Origin of the sequence: Acinetobacter amyesii (assembly GCF_023499985.1) — a bacterium.
GTDB lineage: Bacteria > Pseudomonadota > Gammaproteobacteria > Pseudomonadales > Moraxellaceae > Acinetobacter > Acinetobacter amyesii.
The window spans coordinates 74,351-89,719 of sequence record NZ_JAMCOU010000032.1; the positions used below are offsets into that span (position 1 = coordinate 74,351).

The window sequence follows — 15,369 nt, forward strand, 5'->3', positions numbered from 1 at the left end:
TATGCAAAGTAAATTTAACGTCACATCATTTAAGACACATTTACTTTGCCTAACGGCATGTATTAGCCAGCAGCTGTATGCAGAAACAGGTTCTACGGAACCTGTTTTACTTCCTGAGATTACCATTGAAGCACCACGAACCAATACCACGTGGTTAAAAACACCTGCATCGGTATACCGTGTACAGCAGGCTGAAAATAATAACAATACGGGTGTGAATCTGTCTGAAACCTTAAAAGGTGTGCCCGGACTACAACTGAATAACCGTGAAAACTATGCACAAGACTTGCAACTGTCTATGCGAGGCTTTGGCGCACGTTCAACATTTGGTGTGCGTGGTATCCGTTTATATGTTGATGGAATCCCTGCGACCATGCCGGATGGTCAGGGACAGACATCAAATATCGATATGAGTAGCTTAAATCATATCGAGGTATTGGGTGGGCCATTTTCCTCTTTATACGGTAATTCTTCGGGTGGGGCAATCTTAACAACAACCAAGCAAGGTACTGGAAAAGACTCTATCGAACTCGGCTATTCAGGCGGCAGTCATCATAAAAGCCGTGCTGACATTGTGCTGCAAGGTGGCTCAGAACAGGCCAATGAACCTAGCTATGTCGTGAGTTCTTCTTATTTTGAAACTGATGGTTACCGTGATCATAGTTCCGCAAATAAGGTACTTAGCAATGCAAAACTGACTTGGGATCTGGATGATGGTTCCAAGGTCAATTGGATTGTGAATCATGTGGATATTAATGCCGATGATCCACAAGGGTTGAGTCAACAAGAATGGAAAGAAAATCCTAAGCAAGTTCAAGCAAATGTTTTGAAATATGATGTACGTAAAGAGATTCAACAAACACAAACAGGTTTAACTTGGACTAAACCAATCAATGATCGTCATGAAATTTATGTAATGGGTTATGTAGGACATCGTGAAGTCACTCAGTATCAAGGTATTCCAAATACTGTGCAAAGAAATCCCGAGCATGCAGGTGGGGTGATTGATTTTGATAGGGATTATTATGGAGCAGATTTCCGTTGGACAGGTAAGGATTTATTGCCAAATACACGTCTTAGCTTAGGCTTGGCTGTTGATCAAATGGATGAAGAACGACGTGGTTATGAAAATTTCAAAAGAACTTCTGTTAATACTTCTGCAACAGATTATGATTTTGGTCATAAGGGAAATTTACGCCGAGAAGAAAATAATACCCTTTGGAATATAGATCCTTATTTACAAGCTTCGTGGCAATTTTTACCTACAGTTCGATTAGACACTGGCTTGCGTTATAGCAATGTTCGTTATGAATCTAAAGATCGCTATTTAGCTAATGGTGATGATAGTGGTAAAAATAAGTATGATAAATTTTTACCATCAGCGGCATTATCTTGGGAAATTACTCCTGATTTGACGAGTTATATCAGTTTTGCGAAAGGTTTTGAAACACCGACCTTTACAGAAAGTGCCTACCGTTTAGATCCAGTTGAACCGAGTCAAATCATCGGCGGAATAAATAATGATTTAGATCCATCTTCAAGTGATAACTATGAGTTAGGCTTTAAGGCGCAAAATGATTATGGTTTATTCACTTTGGCAGGTTTTTATACAAAAACGCATGATGATATTGTTTCATACCTGAGTGATGCAGGTCGCACAGTTTATAAAAATGCTGATCAAACATTGAGAAAAGGTATTGAGTTTTCTTGGCAATACAAGCTTTGGAACGATTTAACTGCACAAGCGAGTTATAGCTATATTGATGCAAAATTTGATTCTCCCTATTCAAATTCTGATGGTATAGCAATTGAAAAGGGGAATTACATCCCAGGTATTGCAAAGAACCAAGCTTATGCTGCGCTAGGATGGCAACCTGAAGCTGGTTTTAATGCGGGTGTTGAAGTGCGTTATATGGACAAGATTTATGCCAATGATGCTAATTCAGAAACAGCTCCAAGCTATAGCGTGACGTCTGTTAATGTTGGCTATTTGTGGAAAAACAATGATTGGAAAGTACGTAGCTATGCACGAATAGATAATCTTTTTGATGAAGACTATGTGGGTTCAGTTATCGTCAATACATCAGGATCACAAGGCGTCTATCGTTATTATGAGCCTGCTGATGGTTTGAATTGGAGTGCAGGATTGAGTGTGACCAAAGCCTTCTAAAAGGAGAGTAATGTGGCGTTGTTATTTCAACCAATTCAGTTTGGAACATTGGGGCTGACTAATCGAATTGTGATTGCACCCATGTGTCAGTATTCAGCCAATGAGCAAGGGGAGTTAAGCTATTGGCATGAGCAACAATGGGCGAATTATGCCTTGTCAGGTGCCGGACTTTGTATCGTCGAGGCAACGGCTGTACAGGCAGAGGGGCGCATTAGCTATGCAGACCTCGGCCTTTGGAATGATATGCAACGCGCACAGATGAAGGCACTATTGGCCAAGGTGAAATCACTTTCACCTATGCCATTTGCTATCCAACTGGCACATGCGGGTCGTAAGGCATCGACAGATAGACCTTGGGCAGGACGTGGACAATTACCCCCTGATCATCCTCAAGGATGGCAAACTGTTTCAGCAAGTGATTTGCCCTTTAATGCCACAGATCATGCACCCCATGCTTTAAGCCGAGATGAAATCCAGCAGATCATTCAAGACTTTGCCGATTCAGCAAAACGCGCGGTAGATGCAGGCTTTGACTTAATTGAACTACATGCTGCACATGGTTATTTGCTGCATCAATTTATGTCGCCATTGTCGAATCAGCGTAGTGATGAATATGGCGGCAGTCTGGAAAATCGCATTCGGCTGACGCTTGAAGTGTTCCAAGCCATGAAAAATGCCGTGCCTGAAGATTATCCAATTGGGGTGCGTATTTCCGCAACCGACTGGATGGAATATACTGAAGCACCGAGTTGGGATCTAGACTCGGCTGTTGGTTTGTCAAAAGCGCTTGCACAACTAGGCACAGCCTATATTCATGTTTCTAGTGGCGGCTTAGATGTGGCCCAAAAAATTCAATTACAAGCCAGTTATCAAGTGCCTTTTGCTGAAGCCATTAAGCAAGCCGTTCAGGTTCCCGTAATTGCTGTGGGTTTAATTACCGAAGCAATGCAAGCCGAAGGCATCTTACAATATGGCATGGCAGATGCGATTGGTCTTGCTCGTGCAATTCAATATGACCCGCGTTGGCCATGGCATGCTGCTGCTGAACTCGGTGAAAATCTAAAAATTTCTCCGCAGTATTTACGCTGTCAGCCACATGCACAAAGAAGTCAATTTACGGCTTTCTAATTTTCAAAATTTATAACGGGCCGATCTACACTCTCAGGTTGAGGGTGTGGATAGAAGAGTCTATTACACAGGATATTTCGTATGGTCTTTGAGGTGATTGGTCCAATCTTTTTTCTTTTGGCCTTGGGATATCTATCTGTAAAATGCAGTTTATTGAGCAAGGAACAGGTCGGAACCATTGGTGCATTTGTGATTAAGATTGCACTGCCGGCTTTGTTTTTTCAGTCATTAGCTTCTAAAGATTTGCATCAAATTTGGTATCCCGGCTATTTCTTTGTTTATACCGGAGTCACTTTTTTACTGTATGGCATGGCCTATTGGCTATTGTCGACACATTTTAAAAATAATATGTCGCAAACAGCGGTACTGTCATTAGGCGCTGGCATGTCAAATACAGGCTTAATTGGCACCGCTGTCCTAAGCTTATTGGTCGGTCAAAATGCGATGACCTATACCTCATTAATCGTCATTATTGAAAGTGTGCTACTGATTCCAACGGTGCTGGTCCTTGCACAATTAGGAAGTTCACAGCAAAAAGCCAATATTGGCGACATCATCAAAAATACCTTAATGACCCTGTTAAAAAATCCACTCTTTGCAGGGGTAATGCTAGGGATTGGGTTTGCAATTTTCCAAATCCGTTTGCCTCATCAAATCAATGATGTACTGGCGATGTTAGGTCAAACGGCTTCACCACTGGCATTGTTTGCAATTGGTGGGGGAATTGTCGGTATGAGCTTAAAGTATGTGAATGCTCAGAGCTTCTATTTGGTTATTTCAAGCAACTTGGTGATGCCTTTACTGACTTATTTAGGCTTACGCTATTTGACCGATGTCAGCCAAGAGATGTTATATGCAGGGACGATTATTGCCGCATTGCCGATGCCGACGATTTTTGCCATGCTTGGGCAAGTTTATGGCTTAAATGAAAAGACCTTAACGCCTTTGTTGATGAGTACCATCTTGGGATTTGTCGTAACAGGCGTATTAATCAGTTTGTGGTGGGCGTGATTTTGATCAGCTCAAGATTTGCTTAAACCCATGAAAAAAGCCCTGCATGTGCAGGGCTTTTTTTAATGCTCAATTAACTCTTTTTCGCATTGGCTTTTGGCGCTTTGGCTTGTTCAGCAATCATTTTATCCACGGTTGCCAAAGATTCTTTAGCTTGCGGAATATTTTCTTTGGCTAATGCACTAAATATTTTTTTAGCTTCAGGCAAATTTTGCGGGATGATATTGCCATTTACAAACATATTGCCCACTGCCATCAATGCAGGGACATAACCTTTTTTCGCTAACTCTTGAATGCTATTTAGACCTTGTTGAATAGGCTTTTCATTTTTAGCTTTAAAGCCAGCACTGATGTCATAAAGTGCTTTGGCATGAATCGCAGGGTAGTTGCCTTTTTTAATCAGCGGATCAAGTTTGCTGAGTGCCAATTTATCTGACTCAGGCTTATTTTCTGCAAAAAGTAAAATGGCATAGTCTATAGTGGCATCTTCAAAACCAGCCGAAGATGCACGTTCTAAATATTGTTTGGCCTTATTGGTATCTTGTTTTAAGCCCAGTGTGCCCGTTGCATAATTTTTACCTAAAACATAGTTTGCAACTGGGTAGCCTTTAGCTGCAGCCTGTTCATAGAGTTGGATGGCTTTTTTCTCATCCTTCGCTACGCCTTGACCTGTTTGAGTAAGATAGCCCAAATTATAAATGGCCTGAGCATTACCTTTTGCTGCAAGCTTGCTCAGTGTTTGGTAGGCGCCATTCATATCTTTGGCCTTGACCATAGCTTCCACTTTAGCAAATTCAGGATCGACGGTATCTGTTTTGGTTTCAGCAAAAGCCAATTGAGTGCTCATTGCTAAAATGCTTGCAAGTAAGATTTTTTTCATCTTGAAACCTTTTTTAAATCATACACATAATTCCGTTTATGTGTTTTGGTGGTTATTTTTGTCGGTTTTTACATCATAGGTAGATTTACGTAAATGTAAAGTGAGGAATTGTGATTTAAAGCGTTTTTATAAAATAATGTTGATTGCCCTTAGCGCTTTAAATGCCACGACTTTATTGCATCAAAAGCCTTTGCAAAAAAGCAGGACTCTGATTTAATCGCGCATTGTTATTTTCTCAGAGGCAGCGCGATGTTTATTAAAGGCATTAAACGCAATTACGATAAAATTAATGCAGATGAATCGATTGCAGATGAAGATAAAATTGATGCGCTTTTGATGAAACTGGGCGCAGAGTTTTTAGTCAGTAAAGAGGATCGTGTTTATATTTTCAAAAAAGGCGATTTGGAAGCTAAATTTGATGCCAAACATGCGCGCGCCTATCATTTTAAAGAATATGTATGCAAAGACATGAATAAGCTGTTTCATGGATTTTGATTAAAATCATGATTTAAAAACGAAGAAGTGAGGGGGAGTAAAGTTCCTCCTTATTTTTGTTTGTTGTGTACTGCAACAGCGTATGTGATTTAAAAAAACTTTAATTTTCAAAAGTATAATATTTTCTAAAAATATAAATTGAATAAAATAGATACAAGACATCTATGATGAATACAGATATACATGATTCATTGAGATGTATTTAAATATGATAAAAATAAGTGCCATCTTGATCCTTAGTTTCGTCTGTTCAATAACCAGTTGGGCTCAACAACCCAAGCTTGTTCCGCATCCAATCCATTTAAAAAATGGCAAGCAGTTTTCTTTAAATTTGCCTGCAAATTTCGAGATCATTCCTGCTGCTGAAGGTCTCAAACGGGTACGCTTTTTTGCGCAAGCGCCTGATCGCAGAATGTTTGTCACGGATATGTATGATCTAACAGATAATAAAAAAGGTACTGTGTATATATTGGATGATTGGAATGCTGACACAGGTAAATTTGGCAAAATCATTCCTTATCTGACCGGTTTGAGAAATCCAAATTCAGTTCAGTTTTATACCGATGCTCAAGGACAGGATTGGCTCTATTTGGCAGAAACGCACCAACTGACACGGCAAAAATTCAACAGAGGTGAAACTCAGCCTTTGAGTAAGGCTGAAGTTTTAGCGACATTTCCAGATTATGGTTTGAGTTATAAATACGGTGGTTGGCATCTGACGCGGACGATTGCAGTCGGTGGAAATGGAAAAATCTATGTGTCGGTTGGCTCGAGTTGTAACGCCTGTGTAGAAAAAGAAAAAGTGCGAGCATCCGTCATCGAGATGAATCCTGATGGTTCAGAGCAACGGATTTATGCGACAGGTTTGCGTAATGCAGTTGGATTAAAATGGATCGGTAGATTTCTATTTGCTACCAATCAAGGTTCTGATCATTTGGGAAGTAAAAAGCCTGATGAAACTTTTTATGCGTTAAAGCGGGATGCCGATTATGGCTGGCCCGCATGTTATTCATGGCAGGGCAAAGTATTAGCGGATCCTAAATTTAAACGTGCATCTGGCTGTAAAAATGTTCCATCGCCCTATACTTATTTCCCTTCACATACCTCTGCATTGGGGTTTGATTATTTTGATGACCCTCATACCGATTCCACCATTAAAAATGCTTTTTTAGTGGCTTTGCATGGCTCTACCGACGAGGCGATTGGCCATGGCTATCAAATTGCAATGATGCGTAAAGGACAAAAACTTGAAACCTTTATGGATGGCTTTTTAGTCGGTAAAACGGTGCATGGGCGACCTGCTGATATTTATAAGGTCGATGAAAAATCTTTTTATTTTTCAGATGATCGGGCAGGGGTGATTTATTATGTGAGGGAAAAAATGAGTGATAAAAAGCCAAAGTTTTTAGGCTTTGGCTTTGAGTGCTTAGGGATGGTCAGAAGATTTAGATGGTCAGACCTGATGTCAGAATTCTAGTTTATATACGATCAAAAATGGCTAATCATAGCGTTTCAGTTCTAAGTCTTCATTCTTGAAATGGGCAATCGAAATATGATTATTTGCTGCAATATTCTTAAAGCGTAACCATAGAAAAAATTCAATAAGATTGATTCCAATTCCCCAAAAAGATGTATTTAAGAGGGTGAGTTGGGTGTCGTAGGCAACATGAAACTCGAAGCCTGTGCTACTGAAGCCAAAAGAGCTTTGCATAAAGAGAAAAAAGCCAGTTGTTACTTTTGGATAGTAAATGACTAAGGGTGTGATAATAATCGGGACAAGGCTTAAGCTGATCCAAAACAGTATTTTCAAGCCTAGAACATCTCTTTTCCAATATTTGATAGCGCCCATTAGCATGAAAAAGAGTTGGGCATACAGTACAAGAATAATAATCAAAACAAGTAGAGATAGCTGAATTGAAAGCAATTGATTGCCGAGTATGACCATGCCTAGAAGGGCAAAAATTCCGTAATAAAGGGCAATGATCTTGTGCTTTGGGTCTTGAAATTGTGTCTGATGCATCGTTATATAGTTTATTGTTAAAATTCGGAGTGCATTTTAGTTTAAAAATAGTCAAATTAACATGATGAATTTTAAAATTTAAAACTTAGATTTATTATAAAAGAAGATAGCTAAATGTAGCTATCTTCTGAATTTATTTAAGCTGACTGCGGACGTGCCACATCACCATTCAAAGCTTCAGGCAAGGCTAAAACAGTTACATCTAACTCTTCTAAAGCTTCTGGACGAGCAACAACCAATGCTACATAACCATTATCTACAGCCGCGCTATTGACGACTTGTACGCCTTTATTCAGCTGTTCGCCTTGTGCAGGAGCAGCGCCTGTACCTGAAATCGCATGCAACCAAGCTTTCGGTTTGGCTTTAAACCATAAACGTGCAATCACTTCCTGACCCAAATAACAGCCTTTGTCATAGTGGACGCCTTCACGCTGATGTAGACGTAACTCTTGCGGTTGGAACACATGTTCAATCGCTTGGTCAATATAAGCTTGACCCGCTTGAATCGCTTGAATTTCCCATGCTGCAACATCCGTCGGTTCCGAAGTAAATGTCGTTTCATCACCGACTAAAATCGGAAAAACTGCACCAGTTTCTTCAAGTTTCATCTTAGAAAATGCACCATATTTTTTAATATGTTTGGCAAATTCTTCGGCTTGATCTGCTGTAGTGACAATAGAAAAACTTTCAGCACTGTGTTTGGTGAGCCATAAACCAAAATGAATACGGCCTTTGAGGTCGCAGATTGCGGTATAACGTGTTGCATTTTCTTCAAGGCGTTCAACATGTAAAGTCACTTGCCCTTGTAAAAATTTTTGTGCATCGACACCGTTGAGAGAAAAAGATGTGAATGCCATAGACATTGTCATGACCAGCCTCAGTATAAATTTTAGATATCATTAATCATGTTATTTTGCAGCAAGCCGCAGTGTTAGGCAAACAAAAAGCCCATATTGATATGGGCTTTTGTACAGCAGAGATCGGTCTTAGTGACTGTGTGTCGGCATATCGCTTGCAGTCATATCCATAGTGGAATGATGTGAAGGCGGTTTACTATTACAATCATATTGATCGCCACAAATACGCACGGTTTCCATCATGCCTTGATCTTCATGGTCTAAAATATGGCAGTGCAGCACGAAGTCACCTTCAAATTTTTCGTACTTACTGCGTACAAAGATTTTATAGCCCTGTTTGACGAAGAGCGTATCTTTCCAAACGCCTTTCATTCCATGATATTGCGAGTCAATATTTCCTGCACCATCTTTATCTGAGCTGCCGATCGCACTGACATCGACACCATTTTCATTCAATATTTTCACCACTTGGAATGGATTGACATGAATATGGAAGGGAAGACTGGCAACATTACTGCTTAACTCCCACTCTTGAGTTTGCCCGATTGGAAGCTTGCGGACATAGCTATGGTGGGTATGGTCTTCATCATGGTAGGCATCGCCAAAGCTGATCAAGGTACCTTCTTCGGCATGACGAATACCAAATTTAAAGCTGCCATCTGTATTGAACAGAATGTCAAAGTTGGTGATTTGCTTCGCCATCGTTTTGAGCATTTCATCGACTTCAGCAGTCATTAAACTCGCATGCGAGATAAAGGCTGATAAATCACCCTGTTCGAGCTGTGCAATCACTTCTGGTGCCAGTTTTAGTTGGGTGGCCTGACTTTTTAAGAAGTTAAACGGCGTTTGCTGCGGTAGTTGAGTTGCTTGCACATTGACCCAACCGAGGAGCTGTGTATTGAGTTTTTCTTCTGGTACGCGACGAAGTAACGGACTTGATTCAGGCGCATTAATTTCATCTTCTAGATTCAGCTTGGCATCGTATACACAGTATTTATTGGTGGTCGGGAAGGCGAGCATGGCATCAAAACGATAACCCGGTTGAAAAATTTCAATCCCGTGCTTTTGGATTTTCCCCATGGTTAAGCCGTCTTGTGCAAGGGTATATAACGGTAATGTTTTCAGCGTTTTAAACTGTGAAGACATCGACTTACTTTGATATTTTTGACATTCGCTCAGGGTTTGCTCTGCGGTAAAGAGCGCAGAATCAGGCAGTTCTTTGATGGTCAAACCAATGGTGTCACGGATACCGCCGTGAATCATGCGCCAGCGGTGGTATTGGTTCTGATCCACCTTAATTTCACCAAACATTTTGCCATTGATACTGGTAAAACGATTTTCATCCGCCCATGAGGTGGGTATATCGAGTTTTGAATAATCTTCTAAGCTATAGATGCAGGGTGTACCATTCACTTGGCTTAAATTGCTGTCGCAATCTTCATTGTATTGAATCTGCTGGAATAGCATGATTTTTTCATGGTCATACTGCTGGGTTTTTTGATTTTTCCATAAGATGTCCAAATCTCCAGTCTGCTGAATTTGCCCCTGACGAATGACAGGTTTCCGCTCTCCCTCAATAATCAAAGGGCCAGCCATGCCACTTGAGACCTGAATCGGGGTTGAACCATGCACATGCGAGTGATACCAAAATGTTCCCGCAGGATGATTCGGTTCGATCTTAAATTCGTAATGAAAATCTTGCTGAGGTTTTAAGCTCAAAAATACGTTGTCACTATTTCCTTGCGGGCTAACCCAAAGACCATGTGTATGTAAATTTGTGGTGTTAAAACAGTTCCCTTGGTTAATATTGGTCACTGGACTTGGACAGGTCTCCGTCGATTCAACAGGGAGGTGATTGACCAGATGAATTTTTAAATTGTCACCTTGTTTCGCACGAATTTGTGGGCCAACCAGTACATCAGAGACACTGCCATCGCTATTTTTCGAGTTCCAGAGTTCAGGTTTAGTCAGATAGCCTCTGACCTGTAATAGGTCATTTTCACCGGTTTCAGGGTCGTATAAGGCTTGGCGTTTATAGGCAATCAGCAGTTCATGCTCACCTTGTGCATTGGCTTTCAAACGTGGTGGATTCGAGATGACAGTCGGTGAGTCTACTTCCTCTTCTTGAGTCGTCGAATCTGTTGTCGATTGGTCGTTGTCGCCACAGGCAATGAAGCTGAGACAGCTTAAGAGGCAGCCAGCCCCAATGATGGTTTTAAATTTTGTCATGATCTTTCCCCAAAGCATAATGACGGTAGAACAGTAGTCGCTGATTTATTTAGCTAAGGTTTTGTAAATATTGTGATTATTTTGGCGAGTACAGCGAATTACTGTGCTTGTATGTCGTGTTTTTATTATCTGAGAGAGGAGTGATTCGACGCTATCCCTGCAAATAGGGATAAATTGAGAATTAAGATAAAATAAATAATAAAACCGTGTTTTGATTCACATTATGACTTTGAGGCGCAATAAGCTAATAAAATAATTTAATGCCTTGATTATTAAATACTAAAATTGATAAGACTGATTTTTAATCAATTTGGTTGATATTTAGATTAAATATTATGCAGTGCAATTTTCCTTAGACTAAAGAATGAGGCGGATTTGCAGCTATTTTTCAAAAAAATTCATATTTAGAGCGAATATTCCAAAGTTAGTGTAACTAAATATTTCAAAAACCCCTATTTTTATATTTAACTATATGAAATATATAAGATTTGGGAAATGGGTTTTCGGCAGTGTAGTATGCCTATCGAACAAAGATGAATTGTCTATGAAAAAGACAACGCAAAAAATGAAAGACCGAGGGCAGGAACGCTATGAACAACAACTACCGTAAACCGCTGCAAGGCACTCAGCTAGAATACTTCGATGTACGCCAAGCCGTAGAAGATATTCAGCCAGGCGCATACGCAAAACTCCCATATACATCTAAAGTCCTTGCAGAGCAGTTGGTTCGTAAATGCGACCCTGCAATCTTAGAACAGTCTTTAAAAGAACTGATTAACCGCAAACAAGACCACGATTTCCCTTGGTACCCTGCACGTGTGGTGTGCCATGACATCTTAGGTCAAACAGCCTTGGTTGACCTTGCAGGCTTGCGTGATGCGATTGCAGACCAAGGCGGTGACCCGTCAAAAGTCAATCCTGTTGTTCCAACACAGCTGATTGTTGACCATTCTCTAGCTGTAGAGTTTGGCGGTTTTGACCCAGACGCATTTGAGAAAAACCGTGCGATTGAAGACCGCCGTAATGAAGACCGCTTCCATTTCATTGAATGGACCAAAACAGCATTTGAAAATGTCGATGTGATCCCTGCGGGTAACGGTATCATGCATCAAATCAACTTGGAGAAAATGTCTCCAGTGATTCAAAACCGTGATGGTCTGGCATTTCCTGATACCTGCGTGGGTACAGACTCACATACGCCGCATACTGATGCATTGGGCGTAATTTCTGTTGGTGTCGGCGGTCTAGAAGCTGAAAATGTGATGCTTGGCCGAGCATCTTGGATGCGTCTGCCAGACATCATTGGTGTAGAGCTTGTCGGTCAGCGTAAAGCAGGCATCACCGCAACTGACATCGTATTGGCTTTAACTGAATTCTTGCGTAAAGAACGTGTCGTCGGTGCTTATTTAGAGTTCTTCGGTGAAGGTGCAGACAGTATGTCTGTAGGCGACCGTGCGACGATCTCAAACATGACCCCTGAATATGGTGCAACGGCTGCGATGTTCTACATTGACCAAAACACCATTGATTACCTGACATTGACAGGCCGTGAAGCGGATCAAGTGAAATTGGTTGAAACCTATGCCAAAGAAATTGGTCTTTGGGCGTCGGATATGACAGCGGCAGAATACCCGCGTGTACTACGTTTTGATTTATCACAAGTCACTCGTAATATTGCAGGTCCATCGAATCCACATGCACGTGTATCAACCGCTGATTTAAAAGCGAAAGGCATTGCAGGTAACTTAGAAGCGGCTAAAGCTCAGGAAGCTGAAGGTTTAATGCCTGATGGCGCAATCATCATTGCAGCAATCACCTCATGTACAAACACTTCTAACCCACGTAATACCGTGGCAGCAGGCTTACTTGCACGTAAAGCTAATGAGTTAGGACTTGTGCGTAAACCTTGGGTGAAATCATCATTTGCACCAGGTTCTAAAGCAGCAGCTTTATACCTCGAAGAAGCTGGTGTACTCGGTGATTTAGAAAAACTAGGCTTTGGTATCGTGGCATATGCATGTACCACGTGTAATGGTATGTCAGGTGCTTTAGATCCAAAAATCCAACAAGAAATTATTGATCGTGATTTGTACGCAACTGCGGTACTTTCAGGTAACCGTAACTTTGACGGACGTATCCATCCTTATGCAAAACAAGCGTTCTTGGCTTCGCCTCCACTCGTTGTGGCGTATGCAATTGCAGGGACGATTCGTTTTGATATCGAAACCGATTCACTGGGCAATGACAAAGACGGTAATCCAATTTACTTAAAAGACATTTGGCCGTCTGATGCTGAAATTGATGCATTGGTGAAAAAAGCGGTGAAGCCTGAACAGTTTAAGAAAGTGTATATCCCAATGTTTGATTTGGGTGAGCGTGAAAAAGCGGCAAGCCCACTATACGACTGGCGTCCGCAAAGTACTTATATCCGCCGTCCGCCGTATTGGGAAGGGGCATTGGCTGCACCGCGTACACTTGCAAATATGCGTCCGCTTGCGATCTTGCCTGACAACATCACCACAGACCATTTATCGCCTTCAAATGCGATCATGATGGATTCGGCAGCAGGTGAGTATCTGCATAAAATGGGCGTGCCTGAAGAAGACTTTAACTCATACGCAACCCACCGTGGTGACCATTTGACTGCACAGCGTGCGACATTTGCCAACCCGAAATTGTTTAATGAAATGGTGGTTCGCTCTGACGGTACGATCAAGCAAGGTTCAAAAGCGCGTGTAGAGCCTGAAGGCGAAGTGATGCGTATGTGGGAAGCAATTGAAACTTACATGAACCGTAAGCAACCGCTGATCATCATTGCAGGTAAGGACTACGGTCAAGGTTCGAGCCGTGACTGGGCTGCCAAAGGTGTGCGCCTTGCGGGTGTAGAAGTAATTGTGGCAGAAGGTTTTGAGCGTATTCACCGTACTAACTTGGTCGGTATGGGCGTGTTACCGCTTGAGTTTAAAGCAGGGACTGACCGTAAAACTTTGAAGTTGGATGGTACAGAGCTGTATAGCGTGATTGGCAATATTGCGCCGCGTTCTGACCTGACTTTGGTGGTTGAGCGTTCTACAGCAGACGGCAAAAATGAAATTATTAAAGTGCCTGTGACTTGCCGTTTGGATACCGAAGAAGAAGTGCATGTGTATGAAGCGGGTGGTGTGTTACAACGCTTTGCACAGGATTTCTTGGAAGGGAATGTGGCTTGATGTAATTCTTTAAATCCACCCCTTACGGAATATATTCCTCACCTTTGAAAAAGGAGGGAGTTCCCCTCTTTTAAAAGATGAGAAGTATTACTTCGCAAGGGGGAGATTAAAGTAATTGATATTGTTTAAAAAACACCCTACATTTATGTGGTTTTTTTTATAGAGTAAATAAGTTGAAGCCAAGATTACCAAATATAGGATGATAAATTAGTGGGAGTTAGAAATGGCTTTAATTTAATGGTAGTGATTTAATTAATAGATTTTTTTAAATAAAAATAATAAAGCTGAGATATTTAATTTATGTATTTTAATAATGTGGAACTACTTCCTAAAAAGATTTTATCTGATATTCAATTAGGAACTATGCTTTGCTATTTTACTGTCATTTTATTTTTCAATGTAATGATAGGTGTGTTTTCTTTTGATTGTTTTTTAATCTTAATCACCAATGTTTTATTATTGTTTTTTTACTTTTTCGGCAGTATTTTTTTTAAAGAAACAGCATTAATTTTGTTTAAAGATTGGATGTCAGCATGTTTGATAATTCTTTGTTTTATTTATATGTATTTTCTATTTGGTAAGTCTTATTTTGATTTACTTACTCTAACTATATTGCTTGTTTTTTTATGTGGTTTTTGATGTTTATTATTTATACAGAAAAAATGGATGTATTATTTCGAAAGCTATTGAAGCTGGATTTGAGGGTAAGAAATTTAATTATATAAGTAGAGAAAATTATCGTTTAGAAAAACTCGTTATTCAAAGGAGCTTAATTCATAAGTTTTTCTATATTTTTATTGGTGTTTTTTTGATATTAGGTTTTTTTTTAAGGAGAGTTTACCGTATATATTCAGTATTATTGGTTTGATGATTAATGGGGAATATAATTATTATGATTTTATGTTATTTATTATTGGAAGTTTTATCACATTTATAGGTATCACATATGTAAATATCTTAATGTTTTTTATGTTTTATTTTATCAAAATGAGTAGGTTTTTAGAAAATTCATCATGACTTAAAGTTTTCGTATTGTATTGAACCTATGTAGGTTTTTGAACCTAATGAATTCAAATTAGAAACCCACCAAAATTTCCACACGAAATTATGCTTTGCCTAAATGCCATTATCAATTGTCGAAATGACCAATAGACATTCATCACAAGAGAGTTATACTGAATCTACCATTTCTAAAAACACATGGAGAACAAAAATGGTTACTGCTGGCCAAAAACCCGGAACAGGCTTCTATTTTTGTGTTCAATGCGGACACCGCGTCTACTTAGAAATTGGTACTGATCGTTTACCACCGTGTACCAAATGCCAAGGCAATCAATTTAACAATAAGAATGCCTAAGCTGCAAAACACT

At 40.2% G+C, this 15,369-nt stretch carries 11 protein-coding genes; 7 read left to right on the plus strand and 4 right to left on the minus strand.

Annotated elements, in window-relative coordinates:
- Position 1: 1 nt before the first annotated feature.
- From M5F03_RS10245 to M5F03_RS10255, 3 genes are all read left to right on the plus strand, one after another.
- A complete protein-coding gene (locus M5F03_RS10245; RefSeq protein ID WP_249708263.1) occupies positions 2-2,170 on the plus strand; it encodes a TonB-dependent receptor family protein in 2,169 nt (722 codons plus the stop codon).
- 12 nt (positions 2,171-2,182) lie between these two features.
- A complete protein-coding gene (locus tag M5F03_RS10250) occupies positions 2,183-3,298 on the plus strand; it encodes an NADH:flavin oxidoreductase/NADH oxidase (protein ID WP_249708264.1) in 1,116 nt (371 codons plus the stop codon).
- Between the two features lie 81 nt (positions 3,299-3,379).
- Positions 3,380-4,309 (plus strand): AEC family transporter, encoded by a 930-nt coding sequence (locus M5F03_RS10255; protein WP_180027265.1) that lies wholly within the window; start codon positions 3,380-3,382, stop codon positions 4,307-4,309.
- Between the two features lie 73 nt (positions 4,310-4,382).
- Here M5F03_RS10255 and M5F03_RS10260 read toward each other — a convergent pair whose 3' ends face one another.
- The gene (locus M5F03_RS10260; protein WP_249708265.1) at positions 4,383-5,189 is read right to left on the minus strand and encodes a tetratricopeptide repeat protein; all 807 of its coding nucleotides are present in this window, start codon (positions 5,187-5,189) and stop codon (positions 4,383-4,385) included.
- Positions 5,190-5,438: 249 nt separating this feature from the next.
- Here M5F03_RS10260 and M5F03_RS10265 point away from each other — a divergent pair, with 249 nt between their 5' ends.
- Positions 5,439-5,684: a hypothetical protein gene (locus tag M5F03_RS10265; RefSeq protein ID WP_078191141.1), complete on the plus strand. Its 246-nt coding sequence runs from the start codon at positions 5,439-5,441 to the stop codon at positions 5,682-5,684.
- A 208-nt stretch (positions 5,685-5,892) separates the two neighbouring features.
- Positions 5,893-7,161, plus strand: a complete 1,269-nt coding sequence (locus M5F03_RS10270) for a PQQ-dependent sugar dehydrogenase (RefSeq protein WP_249708266.1) — start codon at positions 5,893-5,895, stop codon at positions 7,159-7,161.
- A 21-nt stretch (positions 7,162-7,182) separates the two neighbouring features.
- Here M5F03_RS10270 and M5F03_RS10275 read toward each other — a convergent pair whose 3' ends face one another.
- From M5F03_RS10275 to M5F03_RS10285, 3 genes are all read right to left on the minus strand, one after another.
- A complete protein-coding gene (locus M5F03_RS10275; protein ID WP_078191139.1) occupies positions 7,183-7,704 on the minus strand; it encodes a hypothetical protein in 522 nt (173 codons plus the stop codon).
- A gap of 137 nt (positions 7,705-7,841) precedes the next feature.
- Complete coding sequence (gene ygfZ, locus M5F03_RS10280) at positions 7,842-8,567, minus strand: CAF17-like 4Fe-4S cluster assembly/insertion protein YgfZ (RefSeq protein ID WP_249708267.1); 726 nt, start codon at positions 8,565-8,567, stop codon at positions 7,842-7,844.
- A 123-nt stretch (positions 8,568-8,690) separates the two neighbouring features.
- Positions 8,691-10,790, minus strand: coding sequence for a multicopper oxidase family protein (locus M5F03_RS10285; protein WP_249708268.1), 2,100 nt, complete (start codon positions 10,788-10,790; stop codon positions 8,691-8,693).
- 590 nt (positions 10,791-11,380) lie between these two features.
- Here M5F03_RS10285 and acnD point away from each other — a divergent pair.
- Positions 11,381-13,999, plus strand: a complete 2,619-nt coding sequence (acnD, locus tag M5F03_RS10290; protein WP_180165038.1) for a Fe/S-dependent 2-methylisocitrate dehydratase AcnD — start codon at positions 11,381-11,383, stop codon at positions 13,997-13,999.
- A gap of 1,141 nt (positions 14,000-15,140) precedes the next feature.
- On the plus strand, positions 15,141-15,356 hold the full coding sequence (locus M5F03_RS10295) for a zinc ribbon-containing protein (RefSeq protein ID WP_180009912.1): 216 nt from the start codon (positions 15,141-15,143) through the stop codon (positions 15,354-15,356).
- Positions 15,357-15,369 lie beyond the last annotated feature (13 nt).

Coding starts and splice junctions, on each gene's coding strand:
- M5F03_RS10245 (WP_249708263.1), top strand. CDS start 2: ATGCAAAGTAAATTTAACGTCACATCATTTAAGACACATTTACTTTGC.
- M5F03_RS10255 (WP_180027265.1), top strand. CDS start 3,380: ATGGTCTTTGAGGTGATTGGTCCAATCTTTTTTCTTTTGGCCTTGGGA.
- M5F03_RS10260 (WP_249708265.1), bottom strand. CDS start 5,189: ATGAAAAAAATCTTACTTGCAAGCATTTTAGCAATGAGCACTCAATTG.
- M5F03_RS10265 (WP_078191141.1), top strand. CDS start 5,439: ATGTTTATTAAAGGCATTAAACGCAATTACGATAAAATTAATGCAGAT.
- M5F03_RS10270 (WP_249708266.1), top strand. CDS start 5,893: ATGATAAAAATAAGTGCCATCTTGATCCTTAGTTTCGTCTGTTCAATA.
- M5F03_RS10275 (WP_078191139.1), bottom strand. CDS start 7,704: ATGCATCAGACACAATTTCAAGACCCAAAGCACAAGATCATTGCCCTT.
- ygfZ (WP_249708267.1), bottom strand. CDS start 8,567: ATGTCTATGGCATTCACATCTTTTTCTCTCAACGGTGTCGATGCACAA.
- M5F03_RS10285 (WP_249708268.1), bottom strand. CDS start 10,790: ATGACAAAATTTAAAACCATCATTGGGGCTGGCTGCCTCTTAAGCTGT.
- acnD (WP_180165038.1), top strand. CDS start 11,381: ATGAACAACAACTACCGTAAACCGCTGCAAGGCACTCAGCTAGAATAC.
- M5F03_RS10295 (WP_180009912.1), top strand. CDS start 15,141: ATGACCAATAGACATTCATCACAAGAGAGTTATACTGAATCTACCATT.